Consider the following 19,590-nt stretch of genomic DNA (forward strand, 5'->3'; position numbering starts at 1 on the left):
TCGACTCTACCGGCTGCGCCTCTTTGGGAGGGTGCCCGGGGGACGTCTAAAGTCGAACCATGACTGAAGCCGATGCCGGACTGCCGGGACCACCGACACAGGACCCCACCTCCTCGCTCATTGAACTCCTTGACCTCGGCGAGCTCGAGGGTGCCCGGACCGATGAGGACATCTTCATGGGGCCTTCCCAGCGGCAGCCGCGGCAGCGGGTCTTCGGCGGCCAGGTCCTGGCACAATCGCTGATCGCCGCCAACCGCACCGTTGATCCCGCCCGCAGCGTGCATTCCATGCACGGATATTTCCTGCGCCCGGGGGATGCCAACAAGCCCATCACGTTCGGCGTCCAACGGTTGCGGGACGGCCGGTCATTCTCTGCCCGACGGGTCCACGCCTACCAGGACGGAATGCCGATCCTGTCCATGATCGCGTCCTTCCAGGAGGAAGACGAGGGAATCGACCACCAGTCCCCCATGCCCGAGGGCATCCCCGACCCCGAATCGCTGCCCAGCACGGCAGATCTGCTGGGAAAATTCGACCACCCGGTGGCTCGGCACTGGGCCTACGAGCGTCCCTTCGACATCCGGCACGTGGACCCGCCACTGTACGTCTCCGCAAACGGTGAACGGGAAGCCCGCAATGCCGTCTGGATGAAGACCTTCGGGCCCATGCCGAACGACGCAAATACGCACCGAGCAGCCCTTGCGTACGCCAGCGACTACACGCTGCTGGAATCCATCCTGCGCAAACACGGACTCAGCTGGATCACGCCGGGCATGAGCGTGGCAAGCCTCGACCACGCCATGTGGTGGCACCGCCCGGTGCGCGTCGATGAGTGGCTGCTGTACGTACAGGAATCCCCGAGCGCACAGGGCGCCCGCGGGCTGGCTACCGGCCGGATCTTCAGCCGGGACGGGCAGCACGTCGCAACGGTGGCCCAGGAGGGCATGGTGCGGGTGCCGACCGACCTCAAGAACAAAGTGGTGGGCGCCTTCCAGACGAAGGTCCTCCAGCACCAGATGCGCAAGGCCGGGAAAGAATAAGCTGTCGGCCGCCGCGTGACAGCGGCCAGCGGCCCGGTGCCGTCCGGGCTTGCGCATGAAAAAGCCGGTTCCCGTCGGGGAACCGGCCTTTTCATGCCTTGACCTGGGGGCGGAGCCTAGTCGCGGGTCAGGCGGCGGTGTGTCACGCGGTGCGGCTTGGCCGCATCGGGGCCGAGGCGCTCAACCTTGTTTTCCTCGTAGGATTCGAAGTTGCCCTCGAACCAGTACCACTTCGACGGGTTTTCCTCGTCACCTTCGTAGGCCAGGATGTGGGTCGCCACCCGGTCCAGGAACCAGCGATCGTGCGACACCACTACGGCGCAGCCGGGGAATTCCAGCAGCGCGTTTTCGAGGCTGCTGAGCGTTTCGACGTCGAGGTCGTTGGTCGGCTCGTCAAGGAGGAGCAAGTTGCCGCCCTGCTTGAGGGTCAGCGCCAGGTTCAGGCGGTTGCGCTCACCACCGGAGAGGACGCCTGCCTTCTTCTGCTGGTCCGGACCCTTGAATCCGAACGCCGCCACGTAGGCACGGGAAGGCATTTCAACGTGGCCCACCTGGATGTAGTCGAGGCCGTCCGAGACAACCTCCCAGAGGGACTTGTTCGGATCGATGCCGCCGCGGCTCTGGTCGGCGTAGGAGATCTTGACTGAGTCGCCGATCTTCAGGTCGCCGCCGTCGAGCGGTTCCAGGCCGACGATCGTTTTGAACAGCGTGGTCTTGCCGACGCCGTTGGGGCCGATGACGCCAACGATGCCGTTACGCGGAAGCGTGAAGGAGAGTCCGTCGATGAGGGTCCGGTCCTCGAAGCCCTTCTGCAGGTTCTTGGCTTCGAGCACCAAACCGCCCAGGCGGGGTCCCGGCGGGATCTGGATCTCTTCGAAGTCGAGCTTCCGGGTACGGTCCGCCTCCGCAGCCATTTCCTCGTAGCGTGCCAGGCGCGCCTTGGACTTGGTCTGGCGGCCCTTGGCGTTGGAGCGGACCCACTCGAGTTCCTCGGTAAGGCGCTTCGCCTGCTTGGCGTCCTTCTTGCCCTGGATTTCCAGGCGGGCGCGCTTCTTCTCCAGGTACGTGGAGTAGTTGCCTTCGTACGGGTAGAGGTGGCCGCGGTCCACTTCGGCAATCCACTCGGCCACGTGGTCAAGGAAGTACCGGTCGTGGGTCACGGCGAGGACGGCGCCGGCGTAGTTCGAGAGGTGCTGTTCCAGCCAGAGGACGCTTTCGGCGTCGAGGTGGTTGGTGGGCTCGTCGAGCAGGAGGAGGTCCGGCTTCTGCAGCAGGAGCTTGCACAGCGCAACGCGGCGGCGTTCGCCACCGGAAAGGAGGGTGACGTCGGCATCCGCCGGCGGACAGCGGAGGGCATCCATAGCCTGTTCGAGCTGGGAGTCGAGGTCCCAGGCGTCGGCGGCGTCGATGGCTTCCTGGAGCTGGCCCATTTCTTCCAGAAGCGTGTCGTAGTCCGCGTCGGGGTTGGCCATTTCCTCGGAGATCTCGTTGAAGCGCTGGATCTTGCCGTAGATTTCGCCCACGCCCTCCTGGACGTTGCCCAGGACCGTCTTCTCCTCATTCAGGGGCGGCTCCTGGAGCAGGATGCCCACCGTGTAACCCGGGCTGAGCCGCGCCTCGCCGTTGGAGGGAGTGTCCAGGCCAGCCATGATCTTGAGGATGGTGGACTTACCGGCCCCGTTGGGGCCAACAACACCAATCTTGGCCCCCGGGAAGAAGGACATGCTTACGTCGTCGAGAATAAGTTTTTCGCCAACGGCCTTTCGGGCCTTGGTCATTGTGTAGATAAATTCCGCCATGCTTCCAAATCTAGTGGGTCGGCGGGGTTAACTCACATTCGCGGCTGTCATTCGCGGGCGGTCCGGCTCCGGCTCAGCCGCCGACAAAGCACTTTCCGGTTGCCAGCACGGGCAGGACGGTGACCACTACACTTCCGTCGCGGATCTGGCCGATCACACAATCCTTACCCTGGAGCGCTGCGGCCTCTATGGCATCGACTTCCAGGCCGGTGGGCGTGCGGCTGGCGGATACCTGCAGGGAGCCGGCGGGTATCCCGGCGCCGGTCAGGGCCGCAGTCAGCTGGTCCTGCCCCGGCTTGGGGTTGGCCGCGGCGACTCCGCGAAGGGCATTGCCGACGGTTTCACTCAGCCGGGCGGTATCAGCGTCAAGTTCGGGCAGCTGCGCTGGAGCGCCCGGGGGTCCCGCAGTAGCTGACGCTGCCGGCTGGGCGGCCCGGGATCCGGGCCCAGCGGCAGCCTGAGAGGCAGACGCCGGGGAACCCGTACCCGCACCACTGCAGCCAGCGACGCCGGCCGCAAGCATGGACGCCGCGAGGAACAGAACTGACGCGCCGCGCAGCCGCCGCCCGGTTCCGGGCCGTGACGTTCCGGACGGTGACGTTCCGGACTGGCGGCCGTGGTGTGGCTGGGGTGTCTTTGCTCGGATCACGTTGCCATTCTGCCATGCGGCACCGCAGGGGACGGTGCCGCACGCGGGGCATCAGCGGGGCATGTTCAGGCAGCCGTCCCCTTAAGTTCGCCGGTCTCCGAATCGAGCTGCAGGACGTCACCGCTCTCGTCGTCGATGAAGATACCTTCAGCTGCGGGATCCGGGTCGCCCCCGTCCTCCCTGAGGCCTCCGGCGTCATCATGATCCTCCCCGCCGGGTCCGCCGCCGTGCAGCGGCCCGGACGCATGATCCAGCTGCCCCTGGGCCGGGCCGGAGCGGGCGGAGTTGCCGGCTGTGCGGGTGAAATTGGCAGAGCCCCACATGAGGTCATGGCCAACCGACTCGGCATCGATCTCGGCCGCGTGATAGATCCTGCCGTCCTTTTCCCAACTTCGCATCTTGAGCCGGCCAACGATGATGACGCGCTGGCCCTTCTTGATGCTGCAGCCCATGTTTCCGGCAAGCTGCCGGTAGCCCTGGACAGTGAACCAGTTGGTATTGCCATCGACCCACGTGCTCGATGCGCGGTCATACCGCCTGTCCGTGGAGCCGAGCCGAAACGACGCGGTGGGGACTCCCCCGGGCGTGGTCGAACTCTTGATTTCCGTGGCGACGAAGCCCCGGACGGTGATGTTGTCGGTCATCTTGGTGTCCTGTCTCGAATGGTGGTGCCTTAGCAGGCATCTTCAGCTTCAGGCCGGATAAGCGCCGGGGCGAGGGGCCCGCGTCGCTATGTGGACAACTCCGGGTGCACCCGGGATGTTAGGGACGAGTCAAAACGCCGCGACGGGGCTGACTGGCCGGAGGCGCGTGGCACTGTAAACTTTTCTAGGCGCTGCCGGATTGGTCCGGCCACGCCAACGTGCCCCAGTAGCTCAGGGGATAGAGCAGCGGCCTTCTAATCCGCCGGTCGGGGGTTCGATTCCCTCCTGGGGCACTTAACAGGAAGCGGCTCCCACTTGCGTCAACGCAGTGGGGGCCGTTTCGTTCATCCTGGGGTCAGCCGGATCCGGGCCCTTCACCGCGGCGGCAAGGGCAATGCCGCCCCGGCCTTTCCAGACGCGAGTCTCCGGAGGACAGTGTTAACTGACATGCCGTATGCAGGACACCATGCTTCTGCAAGCAATTCACCCTAAGCATGCTTATCATTTGAGGGCGGCGCCGACTCATTTGAAGTGGCGTCGGCGCCGCACCTTCCGCCGCGGTGGATCATCTTGGAGAGGATGGACCGAATGACTCAGCAATCACCGGACTACGAGCCGCAGGAAACAACCACGTCATCAGCGCAAACGGGACCCGGTGCGGCCCAGAGCACTCCGCCGGCGGGGGAACCCGCCCCGGGCGTACCCGCCCAAGGCGCACCGGCACCAGGCAGCGCGGGACAGGGCGCACCGGGAGAGGTCGCGCCAGGAGAGGTCGCGCCGGCCCGGCGTGTTCCGGCGCCAGGGGCACCCGCAACGCAGGCGACTGCGCCGCCCGAGGACCGGCACGTGACACGCGCCGGAATGGTCTGGGTGGCCGTCGCCACCGCATTGGCGGTGATGGTGCTTCTGATCATCTTCATCCTGCAGAACCAGGACTACGTGCAGGTCAGGTATTTCGGCCTGGAGGGCGCGGTTCCGCTGGGGATTGCACTCTTCATTGCGGCTGTGGGCGGCGGGGTGCTTGTGGCGGTTGCCGGCGCAGCCAGAATCATCCAGTTGCGTGCCGCGGCCCATCGCCGCCGGGTGCTTGCGCAGCGGGTGCGCTAAGGCACACCCGCGGGTGGTCCGCCAAGGCGTCCCGAAGCGGTCCGGATCACCCGCAACCTCACCCGTAATCCACGTCTCCCCGGTGTCCTTCGGGGGTGTCGTCCATGTCGGCGATATCGGGCTCAATCGTTTCCGCCAGGTCGCCGGCGACGGAAACCCGGGCGGCCTCCTCCGCCGGCCGGACCGTACCGTCGTCGCCCCGGGCGGTGCCGTTTTCGTCTGGAATCTCAGTCATGTGCCCAAGCTAGTCCCGAACGTTCGGCTTGTCGACGCTTCACATGTGCGGTGCAGGCCACCACTCCGTCGGGCAGGAACCCTCAGCTTTCAAGCAGCCCCTTGAGGTTTCCCAGCACGATTGCCCACAGCTTTGCGGACTCCTCCGCCTCTGAATCACTCTTGTTGTTCCCCTGCGTGATGGTGACCTGTGTGCCGTCCGGCTGCTCATCCAGCCGGTACTCCACCGTGTGGTAATTTTCCGGCACGTCCGGCAGCCCTGTCAGCGGACTGTAGTGGCTGATGCGCAACAGGTCCTCAGGCCGGTTTTCCAGCACGATGCCCTTGTCCTCGTAGCGTTTGCCTTTCCACTCCCCGGCGAAGGTCACCGGCTCACCTTCGCGCCAGGTAGTAGTCACAGTAGTGCCGAGGAAATACTGCTTAACGATTTCCGGATCGGTCAGTGCCTGCCATACCCGGCTCCGCGGGGCTTCCACCAGAACCGATGCTTCCGCGACCTTGATCTGCTCATTCACGTGAGTGCCTCCTGCGCACGACCCTACGCGCGACGGCAGGCGTTGTTAAGGACCCGGAACATCCAAGGACCAAAAACGGCCCGGCACCGCTGGGCGGTGCCGGGCCGTTCCGTGGGGCGCAGGCCCCGGCCGTGACGAAGCAGGGGCCCGCGGTCTGTACCAGGAATCGCGTCCCCGCGGGAAGACGCTGCGGCCGGTCAGGCGTAGGGCAGGACGAGTCCCGCGAAGCGCTCCTTCATGGTCGCCAGGACGGTGTCGCCGTCGGCGTCCCAGATTTCCTGGTTGAAAATTTCCACTTCGATGTCGCCCGTGTAGCCGGCGTCCCGCACCCAGGTGCCGATGGTTGCGAAGTCGATCACGCCGTCGCCCATCATGCCCCGGGACAACAGGGCATCGGCGGCGATGGGCAGGTTGAAATCACAGACCTGGTAGGACGCGATGCGCCCCTCCCGGCCTGCCCGTTCGATCTGGGCCTTCAGCTCAGGGTCCCACCACACATGGAAGGTGTCGACGGCGACGCCGACGGCCTGCGCGTCGTAAGGCGCGGCCAGGTCAAGGGCTTGGCCCAGGGTGGAGATCAGGGCGCGGTCGGCGGCGTACATCGGGTGCAACGGTTCAAGCACCAGCCGCACGCCGTTCTCGACGGCAAACGGAACCAGGTCCCCGAGGCGGTCAGCGACGCGCTGGCGGGCCGCCACCACGTCCTTCTCCCCCGGCGCGAGGCCGCCGACCACCAGGAACAGTTCCCGGGTGTCCAGCGCCACGGCTTCCAGGATGGCGGCGCGGTTGTCGGCCAGCGCGGAGGCCTGCCCCTCCGCGTCGGCTGCTGTCAGGAAGCCGCCACGGCAGAGCGAGGACACCCGCAGGCCGGCGTCCCTGATGAGCTTCGCGGCCTTGTCCAGGCCGGCCTCGTGGACGCGGTCCCGCCACGGGCCAATCGCCGGGATCCCTGCCCGGGCACAGCTGTCGACGGCCTCGGCCAGGGTCCACTTCTTGGTGGTGGCGCTGTTGAGGGAAAGTCGCGAAAAAGGGGACGGCCCTGAATTGAAGGTCATACTCCCACCCCGTTGATGCGCAGGTAGTCGGACATCCGGAACGCCGCCAGGGCGGGGTCCTTCAACAGTCCGGCCTGGTCGGCAAGTTCGAAGGTTTTGGCGAGGTGCACCACGGACCGGCCGGAGTGCAGTCCGCCCACCATCTGGAAGCCGGGCTGTTTGCCGTTGAGCCAGGACATGAAGGCGATGCCGGTCTTGTAGTAGAACGTGGGGGCGCTGAAGATGTGTTTGCCCAGTTCGCGGGTGGAGTCCAGGATGGCCCGCGCCTTGACTGCATCGCCGGCGTCGTAGCTTTGCAGCGCTGCCGATGCTGCCGGGTAGATGGCGGCGAAGATGCCCAGGAGGGCGTCCGAATGGTGCGTGCCGTCGCCGTCGATCAATTCCGGGTAGTTGAAGTCGTCGCCCGTGTAGAGACGGACGCCTTCGGGGAGTGCGGCGCGCAGCGCCACCTCGTGGCTGGCATCAAGAAGTGAGACTTTGACGCCGTCCACCTTGTCCGCGTGCTCACGGATCAGGGAGAGGAACGTGTCAGTGGCCGTAGAGACGTCGTCGGATCCCCAGTAGCCGGCGAGGGCGGGATCGAACATGGTGCCAAGCCAGTGCAGGATGACCGGCTGGTCCGCTTCCCGCAGCAGCGTGGAGTACACGTGCAGGTAGTCGTCCGGCCCGTTGGCCACTTCGGCCAGCGCGCGTGAGGCCATCAGGATGACCTTGGGCCCGGCCTCGGAGACGACGGCGATCTGCTCACGGTACGCGTCCAGGACGGCCTGGATGCCGGCGGCGCCCGTCGGCAGGGCGGCCGGATCCAGCTGGTCGGTCCCGGCCCCGCACGAGACAAGGTCGCGCACGGACTTGCCGGCCGTGGCGGCAGCGCCCGCGGCGACCACTGACGCCGCTTCGACGCCGGTGCGCTTGATCAGCTGCTGAGTGGCAGCCCAGTCCAAGCCCATGCCGCGCTGGGCGGTATCCATGGCATCAGCAACCCCGAGCCCATAGGACCAGAGCTCGTGCCGGTAGGCCATCGTGGCGTCCCAGTCGAGCCGGGCCGGCGCGCCGGGGGTGTTGTCCGCGGTGACTTCCGGGATGACGTGGGCTGCGGCGTAGGCGTGCCGCGAGGTGATGGGTGCCGAGGGCTTTGCCCAGGCGGGGGAAGACTTAAGCCGGTATTCGCGGGTTCCGCCGTCGCCGGTGGGAAGGATCAGGGATGTCATTAGAGCGAGATCTCCGGGATGTCGATGGTCCGGCGCTCGTCGTTGGACTGCAGGCCAAGCTCGGCGAGCTGGACGCCGCGGGCCGCGGAGAGCAGGCCGAAGCGGTGTTCGCGGCCGGCGACGACGTCGCGGAGGAATTCTTCCCACTGCAGCTTGAAGCCGTTGTCCAGGTCAGCGTTGGCCGGGACTTCCTGCCACTGGCTGCGGAAGGACTCCGTCACGGGCAGGTCAGGGTTCCAGACGGGCTTGGGGGTGTGGGCGCGCTGTTGTGCGACGCACTTGTTCAGGCCCGCGACCGCCGAACCGTGGGTGCCGTCGATCTGGAATTCCACCAGTTCGTCGCGGTAGACGCGGACGGCCCAGGAGGAGTTGATCTGGCCGACGACCTGGTCGCCGCCCGGGGTTTCCAGCTCGAAGATGCCGTAGGAGGCGTCGTCGGCCGTGGCCTTGTATTCCTTGCCGGTTTCGTCCCAGCGGGCCGGGATGTGGGTTGCGGTCTTGGCGTTGACGCTCTTGACCTTGCCGATGATGCCTTCGAGGACGTAGTTCCAGTGGCAGAACATGTCCGTGGTCATGCCGCCGCCGTCTTCCTTGCGGTAGTTCCAGGACGGGCGCTGGGCTGCCTGGACATCGCCTTCGAAGACCCAGTAGCCGAACTCACCGCGGATGGACAGGATACGGCCGAAGAAGCCTTCGTCAACGAGGCGGCGGAGCTTGACCAATCCGGGCAGGTAGAGCTTGTCGTGCACGACGCCGGCGGTGACCCCGGCTTCCTTGCCGATCCGGGCCAGCTCAATGGCCTCCGCCAGGGTTTCCGCCGTGGGCTTCTCAGTGAAGATGTGCTTCCCGGCGGACATCGCCTTCTTCAGGGTGGCGGCGCGGAGGCTCGTCATGGACGCATCAAAAACCACGTCGACTGTGGGGTCGCTGATCACAGCGTCCAGGTCGGTGCTCCACTCGGAGACCTTGTGCAGTTCTGCGAGTTCCCGGATCTTGGCTTCGTTGCGGCCCACCAGGATGGGCTCGACCTGGACCTTTGTGCCGTCCTCGAGGGTAAACCCGCCCGCGTCGCGGATGGGGAGGATGGAACGCAACAGGTGCTGGCGGTATCCCATCCGGCCGGTAATGCCGTTCATGGCGATACGGATCGTCTTTGTTTCGAAGCCCATGTGTCCTCCACGGTGAGTTGATTCGGTACGGTGTGCTGGGAAAGCGCATTCCCACTGCATTTATGATGCATCTTCTCGCGTCTCATGGCAAGCGCTTTCCCGAAAGTCCTTCAAACTGCCATAATGACCACTACGCGCACGTTGGCTGAACAGGAGAGATATCAGTGGCTGCAAGTACCCTCACCGAGGTGGCACGATTGGCCGGGGTCTCGCCGGCTACTGCGTCACGCGTCCTCAATGGCTCCGCCCGCAAACCCGGCCCGGGAGTGTCCGAACGGGTCCGGCAGGCAGCCGAAACCCTTGGCTACATCCCCAACGCCCAGGCCCAGGCACTGGCGAAATCCAGTTCGGGCCTGGTGGGCCTGATTGTGCACGACATCGCCGATCCGTATTTCTCCGCGATAGCCCGCGGGGTCCAGGAAGTGGCCCGCGAACAGCACAAGATGGTGCTGCTGGCCACAACGGGCGGAACTCCGGCCGATGAGAAGGAAGCCGTCGCCGCCTTTGCTGCCAGGCGGGCCGACGCCATCGTTATTGCCGGTTCACGGTCCAGCCGTCCTGAAGACCAGCAAGGCAACGCCGATCTTGCCGCCGAACTGGACCGCTACTGCCGCAATGGCGGGCACGTGGGCGTCGTAGGGCAGGCAATCGTCGGAGCCGCTGAACTGGACGGCTACCACCTTGTGGAGGTGCCGAACGAACAGCTTGCTGCGGAATTTGCCGGAAAGCTGGCAGCCAGCCATTCAGGCGGCTTCGTGATCATCGGCGGCCCCGAGGGCCTGATCACGTCGGACGACCGGATCCGCGGTTTCCAGGCAGGCCTCGCCTCGGCCGGACGCCCCGAAGCCGAAGTCCTCCGCGCCTCCTTCAACCGTGCCGGCGGCTACGAAGCCGGGCTCGTGCTGGCCGAACGGATCCGGAATGTCCGGAACTCCGCCTCGGCGAACGAGGGCGGGAGGCCTGACCTGTGCATCTTTGCGGCGAACGACGTCATGGCAATCGGCGCCGCTGCGGGGCTTCGCTCCCAGGGATTCCGAATTCCCCGCGACGCCCTGATCGCAGGGTTTGACGACATCGAAACGCTGCGGGACTTCCGCCCGGCGCTTTCAACGGTGCGCCTTCCGCTGGAGGAAATTGGCCGCCTGGCAACGTTGAGCACCGTGGGCTCCAAAGCTGCCGCCGTAGCGGACGGAAAACACGACGACGGCACGGCCGTCACCGGTCAGGTGACGCTCCGGCGGAGCACAGAGTGGACACCCTGACGGGCGGTTCCCGGATGCCGGCCGGCCTCACCGTGCTCCCGGCCCGCCACGGTCCTTCCGCATCCGGAGACGGCACGTCACCGGCCCGCGCACACCCGGACAACGGGCAATCCCGTCAGTTCCCGGCAATCCTGGTCCTTCCCGGCGGAGGCTACGCGCGCCACACCGACCACGAGGCGGAGCCGGTGGCCGAATGGCTGGCGTCGCTGGGCATCCACGCCTTCGTATTGCGCTACCGGGTGGCTCCGCACCGCCACCCGGCGCCGCTGGCGGACGCGAAGGCGGCCCTGGCCTGGATCCGGCGCGGCGGCCACGGACTCGGAGTGGACGTCGCACGCGTGGGTGTCCTGGGATTCTCCGCCGGGGGGCACCTGGCTGCCACCCTCGCCGGAGGAGTTTCCACCGGCGACGAGACACTTGACGGGCCGGAGTCCCGGCCGGACCTCGCCATCCTGTGCTACCCCGTGGTGTCCTTCGAATCGGCCGTCCACCAGGGCAGCATTGACAACCTGCTCGGCGCTGCGCCGGCCGGTGACCTCCTGGCAGAGTTGTCCGCCGAGCTCACCGTTAAAAGCAATGCTCCCCCGGCCTTCATCTGGCACACGTTTGACGACGCAGCAGTCGATGTGGAACACAGCCTGCGCTACGCCTTGGCGCTGCGCAAGGCTGCCGTGCCCGCGGAGCTGCACGTCTTTCCGCAGGGCCGGCACGGGTTGGGCCTCGCTTCCGGGGTGGCCGGCGTGGAACGCTGGACCGAGCTGTGCGCCGCCTGGCTTGCCGGACACGGCTGGCGGCCGTGACCGCTTCACCCGTAACCACAGCACCGGCGGAATGGCCCGACGTCGAACGCCTTTTCGGGGTGCGCGGTGAGCCGTCTCGTTGTTGGTGCAGGTTCTTCGCCATGACGGGGGCCGACTGGAATGATTCGACCCCTCCGGAGCGGAAGAATCACCTGCGGGCCAGGTTCGACGCCGGCACTCCGGCACCGGGCGTCCTCGCTTTCCGTGACGGAGCGCCGGTGGGCTGGTGTGCCGTGGAGCCGCGCGACTGCTACCCGCGGATCCTCCGGTCCCAGGTGTTGAAGGCCGCGGGTCCGGCGGCGCACGGCGGACCCGGCGGGAAGCCGGAGGGCCCTGTCTGGTCGGTGAGCTGTTTCGTCGTCGCACCGGGCCACCGCCGCAGCGGCGTGGCGGCAGCGCTGCTTCGTGCCGCCGTCGGCCATGCCGTGGGGCATGGCGCCCGCATTGTGGAGGGCTACCCCGTGGATCCAACATTGCGGCCGAAAGCCGGTCCGGCTGACCTTTACCACGGAACGCTGAAGCTGTTCCTGGACGCCGGCTTCGAGGTGGTCAGCAATGCAGTGCCCGGCCGGGCGGTGGTCCGGTTCGCCGCCCCGGACAGAAGCTAACCGGCGGGCGTCAGCGCGGAGGGAGCGGCAAGGACGGAACGCAGGGCGCTCCCTGCCGCGCCCAGGAGGGCAGCCGACTGGCCAAGCTCCGAAACCGCCACCCTGGCGGGACTGACGACGCCGGGCGCATGGTCGGCGAGGCTTTCTATCACGGCCGGTGCAAGCCACGGCCCCATCCGGGTGAAGTGGCCGCCGAGGACAACGGCGGAGAGGTTCATCAGCCGTGCCGTGGATGCTGCGGCGATGCCAAGGTAGCGGCCCGCGCGGGCCACGGCAGATGTGGCGGCTGCATTGCCGACGTCAAGTTGTTCCACGAGTTGCCCCAGCCGCACGGAGGCAGTGCCTGCCGGAATGCCGGCCTCGGCAAAGATGGCCTCCTGGCCGGCGAACGTTTCCAGGCAGCCGCGGCCGCCGCACGAGCAGTCCGGACCCGACGGGTCAACCACCACGTGGCCCACCTCCCCCGCCTGCCCGTGGGGTCCGGCAAAGAGCCGGGAGCCGATGACCAGGCCGCCACCGACACCCACCTCACCGGAAACAAACAGGTAGTCGCGGAAATCCAGTCCGTGCCCGTACCAGAGCTCGGCCAGGGCGGCGCAGTTAGCCTCGTTATACAGAACAGTGCCCAGCGGTGCGCCCGGCAGCAACCCGCCCAGCTCAAGGGCAACACTGTGCCACTGCAGGTTGGGGGCGCTGGAAACACTTCCGGAGGCCGTATCCACGAGGCCGGGCACCGCCAGTCCGCCGCCCAGGATTTCGATCCCGGCGGCTGCCGCCTCGGCAACGACGCCGTTCACGAGCCCGGACAACAGGGCCATGACGGATTCCGGCGACTGGCCGCGGTTACCGCACTCAAGCGTCCTGGAAGCACGCAGCGCACCGCCGAGGTCCAGAAGGCCTGCCGAGATGTAGTCCACGTTGATTTCCATGCCCACCACGCCGCGGCGGGTGCTCAGCTGAAGGCCTACCCCGGGCCGGCCGCGTTCACCGTCGCGCGTGGCGCCGGACTCCATGACCAGGCCGGAGTCCGCGAGCTCCGCGACCAGGCTGGACACTGAGGCCTTGGTCAAGCCCGTCAGGGAGGCCAGCTCGGCGCGCGTAGGGTAGCGCCGTGGATCCGTCCGTGCCTGCGCAATTGCCGCGAGGACCCGCACGAGGTTCCCGCGCCGGACGTCCTCCACCCGGCCGGGTGCCGGACCCGGTTCTTTGAAGGACCCGCCTGCACGGCCGTTGGCATTATTTTCCCGTGACATTTCCACCCCTTAACCATTGACCCAAGTCAATCATGACGCATATAGTTCAGATTGAAAACTAATTCATCGGCCTGCATTTCATGCCTGGCCGGCCACTTCCATCCCACCTCTGAACCAAGGATGCTTCATGACTCTTCAGCCCACCCCTGCAGACCGCTTCACCTTCGGCCTTTGGACCGTCGGCTGGACCGGGGCGGATCCTTTCGGCGTCGCCACCCGCCCTGCCCTGGACCCCGTCGAGGCCGTCCACAAGCTCAGCGAACTGGGCGCTTACGGCATCACCTTCCATGACAATGACCTGGTCCCGTTCGACGCAACGGCTTCCGAGCGCGAGCTGATCCTGAAGAACTTCAAGGCCGCCCTCGCCGAGACGGGCCTCAAGACCCCCATGGTCACCACCAACCTGTTCAGCCATCCTGTCTTCAAGGACGGCGGCTTTACCTCCAATGACCGGTCCGTCCGCCGGTTCGCGCTCAGCAAGGTCCTTCAGAACATCGACCTTGCAGCCGAGCTGGGTGCGGAGACCTTCGTCATGTGGGGCGGGCGCGAAGGCAGCGAGTATGACGGTTCCAAGGACCTCTCTGCCGCGCTGGACCGGATGAAGGAAGGCGTGGACACGGCCGCGGCTTACATCAAGGACAAGGGGTACGGCCTTCGGATCGCCCTGGAACCGAAGCCCAACGAGCCCCGCGGCGACATCTTCCTGCCCACCGTCGGCCACGGACTGGCCTTCATCGCCCAGCTGGAACACGGCGACATCGTGGGCCTCAACCCGGAAACCGGGCACGAGCAGATGGCCGGACTGAATTTCACCCATGGCATCGCCCAGGCGCTATGGGCCGGCAAGCTCTTCCACATCGACCTCAACGGCCAGCGCGGCATCAAGTACGACCAGGACCTCGTGTTCGGGCACGGCGACCTCACCAGCGCATTCTTCACCGTGGACCTGCTCGAAAACGGCTTCCCCAACGGCGGTCCGAAGTATGACGGCCCGCGTCACTTCGACTACAAGCCCTCACGAACCGACGGATACGACGGCGTCTGGGAATCCGCGAAATCCAACATGTCCATGTACCTCCTCCTGAAGGAGCGCGCCCTGGCCTTCCGCGCCGACCCCGATGTCCAGGAAGCCCTGAAGACCTCCGGTGTCTTCGAACTCGGCGAGCCCACCCTCGCCGCCGGAGAGACCACGGCGGATTTGCTGGCTGACGCTTCCGCGTTCGCGGAGTTCGACGCCGATGCCGCCGCCCGGCGGTCATTCGCCTTCGTCCGCCTCAACCAGCTGGCCATCGAGCACCTGCTCGGCGCCCGCTAGGCCAGGCTCCCCCAACCAGCCAGCTCCACTGCCGCCGGACCCGGACTGCCGGGTCCGGCGGCAGTCCTTCAGAAAGAACCCGCCATGCCGTTGGTAGCAGGAATCGACAGTTCCACGCAGTCATGCAAAGTGGTGATCCGGGATGCGCACACCGGCACGCTGATCCGCCAGGGCCGCGCCGCCCACCCCGACGGCAGCGAGATCCACCCCGACCACTGGTGGGCAGCCCTCCAGGAGGCCATCGCACAGGCTGGCGGCCTGGACGATGTAGCCGCCGTCTCAGTCGGCGGCCAGCAGCACGGCATGGTGTGCCTGGATGCCTCCGGTGCGGTGGTGCGCCCCGCGCTGCTCTGGAACGACACGCGCTCCGCGGAGGATGCGGAACAGCTCATCGCAGAGGCGGGCGACGGCGACGCCGAAGCCGGAGCCGCTTTCTGGGCGGAGGCGACGGGTACAGTTCCGGTGGCGTCCCTCACCATCACCAAACTTCGCTGGCTGGCCCGCCATGAACCGGACAGCGCGCGCCGCGTGGCGGCCGTCTGCCTGCCGCACGATTGGCTCAGCTGGCGGCTCGCCGGCCACGGCCCGGGCTCCGGTCCCGCGTCGCTGCAACAGCTCCGCACGGACAGGTCGGACGCCTCCGGAACCGGATACTTCTCCACGGCCTCGGGGACCTACCTCCCGGAACTCCTCGAAAAAATACTGGGCCACGTTCCGGTTCTCCCTGCCGTCGCCGGTTCGCTGGAGGCCGCGGGCACAACGCCGGCGGGTGCAATCATCGGCCCCGGCGCCGGCGACAACGCGGCTGCGGCCCTTGGCGTCGACGCCCGTCCGGGCGACGTGGTGGTATCGCTGGGCACATCGGGAACTGTTTTCGCCGTCTCGAAGACTCCGTCCGCCGATGCAACCGGACTCGTTGCCGGATTTGCCGACGCCACCGGCAACTTTCTCCCGCTGGCCTGCACGCTGAACGCCACCCGGATCTTCGATTCCACGGCCGCGTTGCTCGGCGTGACCCTGGCCGGGCTCAACGAACTGGCCCTCGCCGCCCCGGCAGGTTCGGGCGGCCTCACGCTCGTTCCCTATTTCGAAGGCGAGCGCACACCCAACCTGCCGCACGCCACGGGGTCCCTGCACGGCGCCACCCTGGCGAGCTACACGCGGGCCAACCTGGCCCGGGCCGCCGTCGAAGGCGTGGTCTGCTCCCTCGCGGACGGGCTGGCGGCCTTGCAGGCCCAGGGAGTCACGGCAGCGCGCATCATCCTCGTAGGAGGCGGCGCGCAGTCCGCTGCCGTGCAGCAGATTGCCGCGTCCGTCTTCGACCTTCCCGTCGTGGTGCCCGAGCCAGGTGAATACGTGGCGGACGGTGCCGCCCGGCAGGCGGCGGCCGTCCTCACGGGCCGGTGGCCGGAGTGGGACTCGTCCGGCACCGAAGTTCCAGGGACCGGCAGTGGCTCGCCGGACGTCCTCGAGCAATACCGGCGGTATGCCAGCACCTACGTCAACGGCTGAGTCCTAACTCAACGACTGAGCGCCCGGATGGTCCAGCTGGCCTCGTGGGACTCCCCCGGAGCCAGCCGGAGCACGTCGGTTCCGCTGTTGAAGGCATCAGGGGGGCAGGTCATGGGTTCAACCGCAAGCCCGAGCCGCGTGGGCCCTGACGGCTTGTCCGCAGTATGGATCTGCAGCCAGGGCCACGTCCCGTCCCATTCCAGCTCCACTCCGCTACCCGAGGGGTCGTGAACGCGCACCGCGGCAAGACCGTCCGCGTTGGGAATCAGGCCCGTGAAAGCGTGGTCGATTTGCACGGACCCGAGGACCTTTTCCGTCCGAAAATCAAAGGCATGGCCTTCCACGCCGGCCATGCCTTCCGGGAGCAGCCGGTCGGCGGAGACCTCCATGAATTCCGTAGCCGGGATCTGCACGCTCCACTCATCCAGCGGGGCCGGACCTGCGATCAGGTACGGGTGCGGGCACGCGCCGTAAGGGGCTGCTTCAACGCCAACGTTCCGGGCGCGCACCGTGCTGTGCAGCCCGTCTGGCCGCAGCTCGTAGTCAACGGACACGTCAAGGCGCCCCGGATAGCCGTCGCCCGGCTCGATGCGGGTTCCAAGCCGGACAGAAGACGCAGTGCGTTCAAGCAGTTCCCATACCGCCCCGAACACCAGCCCGTGCAGGGCAGTCCCGCGCTGCTCCTCGTTGACCACGGCCTGATAGTCCTTGCCCTCGAAGCTGTACCGGCCGCCAGCCAGGCGGTTCGGCCACGGTGCACAAATGACGCCGCGGTAGTCCGGAATTTCGCCGTCGGCAGCGAAGCCGACCACCAGGTCGCGGCCCTCATGCCGCAGCTCACGGAGGGCTCCTCCACGCGTCGTGGCGACAGCCGTGTAGGGGCCGAAACTGATCTCATGTTCGGTGCGGGTCATGGTTGTCCAATGCTGCCGGGAATATATGTGTTAGCGCTCACTATTCTAGTCCACCGGCGACTCGTCCACGGTGATCACTCGCGCACCAGTCCTATTTCCTGGGGACCCTTGATCACGGACATGGACTTCCTCCTCCGGATCACCTCGCGTGGTCCAAATCCAGGACTCCGCGGGAGCGGTTCGTAAGCACATGCAGGCACGCCAGTAGAGTGTCCACCATGGCCAACGAGGAACTGATCGCCGGGGTCCGCGCCGGGCTGAGGGCGGCGGCGGATCCGTTACGGGCCGCGGGAAGCCAGTCGTACATGAAATCGGACATGCCGACGCTGGGAGTCAGGGTTCCCGAGGTCCGCAAGATCACGACTGGCGCCGCCGCGCAGTGGCCCTGCCGGTCGTTCGAGGAGCTGCGCGACACTGTCCTGGAACTCTGGCGTACAGCCGTCTTCCGTGAAGAGCGTTACGCCGCCATTGACCTGACGGGTGCGAGGCCGGCCAGAGGCAGGCTGGAGATGCTTCCGGTGTACGAGGAGATCATCCGGACCGGTGCATGGTGGGATCTTGTGGACGGAGTGGCACACCGGATCTGCGATCTGCTGCAGGCACACCGTCCGGAGCTCGATCGGGTGCTCCGCTCCTGGAGCAGCGATCCTGACATGTGGGTTCGCAGGGCTGCCATCACGGCACAGCTCGGGGCAAAATCCGCCACAGATCCCGTACTGCTCGCCTCGGTCATCGAGCCCAATCTGGCCGACCGGGAGTTCTTTATCCGCAAAGCGATTGGCTGGGCCTTGCGCGAGTACGCAAAGACCGATGCCGACTGGGTCCGGCAGTTTGTGGCCCGGCACGAGACCGGGCTCAGCCCGCTCTCCCGCCGCGAGGCCCTCCGGAACCTACCGGCTAGATGACCGGGCGGGTGGTTACCGGTTCGTCGGGTTTGCTGAACAGCTGCTTGGTCTTGGGATCGAGGAAGATCAGGTACAGCGCGAACATCAGCGCGATGATGGCCGCCGCGTTGCGCGCCAAGGCCAGGGGCAGCCCCAGGTCCTCCGTCTGCAGGTACGGGAAGACTTCCAGCTGGTCGGAGATGGCGTAGACCATAAAGAAAGACACGATGAAGTAGAGGGCCTTCACCTGCCAGTCATCCCGGATGCCCGTCACGGCGAACAGCGGGATAAGCCACACGACATACCAGGACTGGATCATGGGCGCCAGCAGGACCACTGCCGCGAACCCCAACGTGAGCCGGCGCATCAGGCGGTCGTGGTCGCCGCGGAAGATCTGCCAGGCGACAATTCCGACGGCGAGCAGCTTGCCGGCGTCGTAAACCCATTTGGCCAGGCCCCAGCCGTCCAGGCCGAAGGCGTTGGAGATGGAGGCCACCACAAGTCCCAGCAGGCCCACCGGCGCGTACCAGATCCATATGCTGCCGGGGGCGGAGAGTCCGTTCACCCAGCCGAAGCCAAAGCCGTTCACCATGCTCATCAGGTACAGGATGGCCAGGCTGATACCGGCAGTGAGCCCCCAGAAGACGAACTTCCGCGGCCAGCCGGCGTTCTTGCCGGCCCACAGGAGTCCGATGAACGGCAGGAAGACGATGGTGATCGGCTTGACGGAAATGGATAGCGTCACGAGGACCAGGCCGAAAAGAACGCGCCGGGTGGCGCAGTAGTAGAGCCCGGCCAGCGCCAGTCCGATCATGAGCGCATCGTTGTGGACACTGGCGATGAAGTTGGTGAGGAACAGCGGGTTGGCTGCTGTCAGCCACAGCGCGCGGTGCGGATTGACGCCGTGCAGCTCTGCCAGCTTGGGGACATACACGATGCACAGAACCACGCCGACCAGGGCGGCGACGCGGAACAGCATAATGCTGGCCTCAGGCTGCACGTTGGTGGACCACACCACCAGCTGTTCGATCCAGAGAAACAGCTGGCCGTAGGGAACGGGCGCTTCGGTCCACATCTTGTCGGCACCGAGCTGGAAGTAGTTTGACAGCGCCGAGATCCCGTTTTCGTAAGGGTTGAAGCCTTCCACCATCAGGCGGCCCTGCCCGATGTAGGCGTACACGTCCCTGCTGAAGAGCGGCACGGAAAACATCATGGGCAGCCCCCACAGTGCCACAGCCTGCAGCGTGGCCCTACGGGCGCCTGCACCCCAGACCCGGACCCGCTGCCCAAGGCGAAGCCAGGCGCGCACCAGGAGCATGCCGCCGACGGCCAGCAGCACGATGGAGAGCGCCACCCCTACCGCTTCCGTGCGCATCCAGATGAACAGCGGCAGGCGGCGAAGCTCGGAAACAGGCGCGAGCCAGCCCACACCCAGCGACCCGATCGCCATGAACATCGACCCGGCGAACCCCGAGAGGAGCGGCGAGAGCGCGTTGTCCACTTCCGCAGTGGCCGGCTCCGGTGACCTGCCGGCAGCCACTTTTCCCGCCGCAGGCACACGCGCCGTCATCTCAGGATCGTCCAATCTGTTGTGGGGCGTTTTTCACCCGGTGATAGCC

At 66.6% G+C, this 19,590-nt stretch carries 19 protein-coding genes and 1 tRNA gene; 9 read left to right on the forward strand and 11 right to left on the reverse strand.

The annotated features are described in order from the left end of the window. Positions 1 to 59: 59 nt before the first annotated feature. Positions 60 to 1,040 carry an acyl-CoA thioesterase II gene (locus JOE41_RS02025; RefSeq protein ID WP_011692259.1) on the forward strand — a complete coding sequence of 327 codons (981 nt, stop codon included), beginning with the start codon at positions 60 to 62 and terminating at the stop codon, positions 1,038 to 1,040. 116 nt (positions 1,041 to 1,156) lie between these two features. On the opposite strand, the gene ettA is transcribed toward JOE41_RS02025, so the two are convergent. The 3 genes from ettA to JOE41_RS02040 form a co-directional block, all read right to left on the reverse strand. Then, complete coding sequence (ettA, locus tag JOE41_RS02030; protein WP_011692260.1) at positions 1,157 to 2,839, reverse strand: energy-dependent translational throttle protein EttA; 1,683 nt, start codon at positions 2,837 to 2,839, stop codon at positions 1,157 to 1,159. Positions 2,840 to 2,912: 73 nt separating this feature from the next. Further along, positions 2,913 to 3,488: a hypothetical protein gene (locus JOE41_RS02035; RefSeq protein ID WP_307800654.1), complete on the reverse strand. Its 576-nt coding sequence runs from the start codon at positions 3,486 to 3,488 to the stop codon at positions 2,913 to 2,915. Positions 3,489 to 3,553: 65 nt separating this feature from the next. Next, complete coding sequence (locus tag JOE41_RS02040) at positions 3,554 to 4,132, reverse strand: single-stranded DNA-binding protein (protein ID WP_209750610.1); 579 nt, start codon at positions 4,130 to 4,132, stop codon at positions 3,554 to 3,556. 220 nt (positions 4,133 to 4,352) lie between these two features. On the opposite strand from JOE41_RS02040, the gene JOE41_RS02045 reads away from it, so the two are divergent. Then, a tRNA-Arg gene (locus JOE41_RS02045) sits at positions 4,353 to 4,425 on the forward strand. 295 nt (positions 4,426 to 4,720) lie between these two features. Further along, positions 4,721 to 5,239: a lipopolysaccharide assembly LapA domain-containing protein gene (locus JOE41_RS02050; protein WP_209750612.1), complete on the forward strand. Its 519-nt coding sequence runs from the start codon at positions 4,721 to 4,723 to the stop codon at positions 5,237 to 5,239. Between the two features lie 58 nt (positions 5,240 to 5,297). Here the strand turns inward: JOE41_RS02050 and JOE41_RS02055 are convergent, their stop codons facing one another. The 5 genes from JOE41_RS02055 to JOE41_RS02075 form a co-directional block, all read right to left on the reverse strand. Next, positions 5,298 to 5,474, reverse strand: a complete 177-nt coding sequence (locus JOE41_RS02055) for a hypothetical protein (RefSeq protein WP_011694002.1) — start codon at positions 5,472 to 5,474, stop codon at positions 5,298 to 5,300. Positions 5,475 to 5,556: 82 nt separating this feature from the next. After that, on the reverse strand, positions 5,557 to 5,988 hold the full coding sequence (locus JOE41_RS02060; RefSeq protein ID WP_011692264.1) for an SRPBCC domain-containing protein: 432 nt from the start codon (positions 5,986 to 5,988) through the stop codon (positions 5,557 to 5,559). A 197-nt stretch (positions 5,989 to 6,185) separates the two neighbouring features. Then, positions 6,186 to 7,043 carry a sugar phosphate isomerase/epimerase gene (locus JOE41_RS02065; RefSeq protein WP_209750614.1) on the reverse strand — a complete coding sequence of 286 codons (858 nt, stop codon included), beginning with the start codon at positions 7,041 to 7,043 and terminating at the stop codon, positions 6,186 to 6,188. After that, on the reverse strand, positions 7,040 to 8,254 hold the full coding sequence (locus JOE41_RS02070; protein WP_011692266.1) for a dihydrodipicolinate synthase family protein: 1,215 nt from the start codon (positions 8,252 to 8,254) through the stop codon (positions 7,040 to 7,042). The genes JOE41_RS02065 and JOE41_RS02070 overlap by 4 nt, the downstream gene beginning before the upstream one ends. Then, complete coding sequence (locus JOE41_RS02075; protein WP_209750616.1) at positions 8,254 to 9,423, reverse strand: Gfo/Idh/MocA family protein; 1,170 nt, start codon at positions 9,421 to 9,423, stop codon at positions 8,254 to 8,256. Before JOE41_RS02075 ends, JOE41_RS02070 begins: the two co-directional genes overlap by 1 nt. Before the next feature lie 164 nt (positions 9,424 to 9,587). Here JOE41_RS02075 and JOE41_RS02080 point away from each other — a divergent pair, with 164 nt between their 5' ends. The 3 genes from JOE41_RS02080 (at position 9,588) to JOE41_RS02090 (ending at position 12,093) form a co-directional block, all read left to right on the forward strand. Further along, entirely contained in the window at positions 9,588 to 10,685 is a 1,098-nt protein-coding gene (locus tag JOE41_RS02080) for a LacI family DNA-binding transcriptional regulator (protein WP_209750618.1), read from the forward strand. After that, the gene (locus JOE41_RS02085; protein WP_209750621.1) at positions 10,673 to 11,485 is read left to right on the forward strand and encodes an alpha/beta hydrolase; all 813 of its coding nucleotides are present in this window, start codon (positions 10,673 to 10,675) and stop codon (positions 11,483 to 11,485) included. The genes JOE41_RS02080 and JOE41_RS02085 overlap by 13 nt, the downstream gene beginning before the upstream one ends. Before the next feature lie 101 nt (positions 11,486 to 11,586). Then, positions 11,587 to 12,093, forward strand: a complete 507-nt coding sequence (locus tag JOE41_RS02090) for a GNAT family N-acetyltransferase (RefSeq protein WP_209750624.1) — start codon at positions 11,587 to 11,589, stop codon at positions 12,091 to 12,093. On the opposite strand, the gene JOE41_RS02095 is transcribed toward JOE41_RS02090, so the two are convergent. After that, positions 12,090 to 13,346 carry an ROK family transcriptional regulator gene (locus JOE41_RS02095; RefSeq protein ID WP_209750627.1) on the reverse strand — a complete coding sequence of 419 codons (1,257 nt, stop codon included), beginning with the start codon at positions 13,344 to 13,346 and terminating at the stop codon, positions 12,090 to 12,092. The genes JOE41_RS02090 and JOE41_RS02095 overlap by 4 nt on opposite strands. 127 nt (positions 13,347 to 13,473) lie before the next feature. Here JOE41_RS02095 and xylA point away from each other — a divergent pair, with 127 nt between their 5' ends. Then, entirely contained in the window at positions 13,474 to 14,661 is a 1,188-nt protein-coding gene (gene xylA, locus JOE41_RS02100) for a xylose isomerase (RefSeq protein WP_209744068.1), read from the forward strand. 84 nt (positions 14,662 to 14,745) lie between these two features. Further along, on the forward strand, positions 14,746 to 16,173 hold the full coding sequence (gene xylB, locus JOE41_RS02105; RefSeq protein ID WP_209750629.1) for a xylulokinase: 1,428 nt from the start codon (positions 14,746 to 14,748) through the stop codon (positions 16,171 to 16,173). Between the two features lie 8 nt (positions 16,174 to 16,181). Here the strand turns inward: xylB and JOE41_RS02110 are convergent, their stop codons facing one another. Continuing rightward, positions 16,182 to 17,087 carry an aldose 1-epimerase family protein gene (locus JOE41_RS02110; RefSeq protein ID WP_209750631.1) on the reverse strand — a complete coding sequence of 302 codons (906 nt, stop codon included), beginning with the start codon at positions 17,085 to 17,087 and terminating at the stop codon, positions 16,182 to 16,184. Positions 17,088 to 17,305: 218 nt separating this feature from the next. Between JOE41_RS02110 and JOE41_RS02115 the strand changes: the two genes are divergently transcribed. Further along, the gene (locus JOE41_RS02115) at positions 17,306 to 17,992 is read left to right on the forward strand and encodes a DNA alkylation repair protein (RefSeq protein WP_209750633.1); all 687 of its coding nucleotides are present in this window, start codon (positions 17,306 to 17,308) and stop codon (positions 17,990 to 17,992) included. Here JOE41_RS02115 and mptB read toward each other — a convergent pair. Beyond that, a complete protein-coding gene (mptB, locus tag JOE41_RS02120) occupies positions 17,985 to 19,541 on the reverse strand; it encodes a polyprenol phosphomannose-dependent alpha 1,6 mannosyltransferase MptB (protein ID WP_011692276.1) in 1,557 nt (518 codons plus the stop codon). The genes JOE41_RS02115 and mptB overlap by 8 nt on opposite strands. Between the last annotated feature and the right edge of the window lie 49 nt (positions 19,542 to 19,590).

This window comes from Arthrobacter sp. PvP103 (assembly GCF_017833075.1).
Classification (GTDB): Bacteria; Actinomycetota; Actinomycetes; order Actinomycetales; family Micrococcaceae; genus Arthrobacter.

Excerpts from the sequence above, each read along its gene's own strand:
- JOE41_RS02075 (WP_209750616.1), bottom strand. The coding sequence starts at position 9,423 with ATGGGCTTCGAAACAAAGACGATCCGTATCGCCATGAACGGCATTACC.
- JOE41_RS02110 (WP_209750631.1), bottom strand. The coding sequence starts at position 17,087 with ATGACCCGCACCGAACATGAGATCAGTTTCGGCCCCTACACGGCTGTC.
- JOE41_RS02025 (WP_011692259.1), top strand. The coding sequence starts at position 60 with ATGACTGAAGCCGATGCCGGACTGCCGGGACCACCGACACAGGACCCC.
- xylB (WP_209750629.1), top strand. The coding sequence starts at position 14,746 with ATGCCGTTGGTAGCAGGAATCGACAGTTCCACGCAGTCATGCAAAGTG.
- JOE41_RS02095 (WP_209750627.1), bottom strand. The coding sequence starts at position 13,346 with ATGTCACGGGAAAATAATGCCAACGGCCGTGCAGGCGGGTCCTTCAAA.
- JOE41_RS02050 (WP_209750612.1), top strand. The coding sequence starts at position 4,721 with ATGACTCAGCAATCACCGGACTACGAGCCGCAGGAAACAACCACGTCA.
- JOE41_RS02055 (WP_011694002.1), bottom strand. The coding sequence starts at position 5,474 with ATGACTGAGATTCCAGACGAAAACGGCACCGCCCGGGGCGACGACGGT.
- mptB (WP_011692276.1), bottom strand. The coding sequence starts at position 19,541 with ATGACGGCGCGTGTGCCTGCGGCGGGAAAAGTGGCTGCCGGCAGGTCA.
- xylA (WP_209744068.1), top strand. The coding sequence starts at position 13,474 with ATGACTCTTCAGCCCACCCCTGCAGACCGCTTCACCTTCGGCCTTTGG.
- JOE41_RS02070 (WP_011692266.1), bottom strand. The coding sequence starts at position 8,254 with ATGACATCCCTGATCCTTCCCACCGGCGACGGCGGAACCCGCGAATAC.
- JOE41_RS02065 (WP_209750614.1), bottom strand. The coding sequence starts at position 7,043 with ATGACCTTCAATTCAGGGCCGTCCCCTTTTTCGCGACTTTCCCTCAAC.
- JOE41_RS02115 (WP_209750633.1), top strand. The coding sequence starts at position 17,306 with ATGGCCAACGAGGAACTGATCGCCGGGGTCCGCGCCGGGCTGAGGGCG.
- JOE41_RS02040 (WP_209750610.1), bottom strand. The coding sequence starts at position 4,132 with ATGACCGACAACATCACCGTCCGGGGCTTCGTCGCCACGGAAATCAAG.
- ettA (WP_011692260.1), bottom strand. The coding sequence starts at position 2,839 with ATGGCGGAATTTATCTACACAATGACCAAGGCCCGAAAGGCCGTTGGC.
- JOE41_RS02090 (WP_209750624.1), top strand. The coding sequence starts at position 11,587 with ATGACGGGGGCCGACTGGAATGATTCGACCCCTCCGGAGCGGAAGAAT.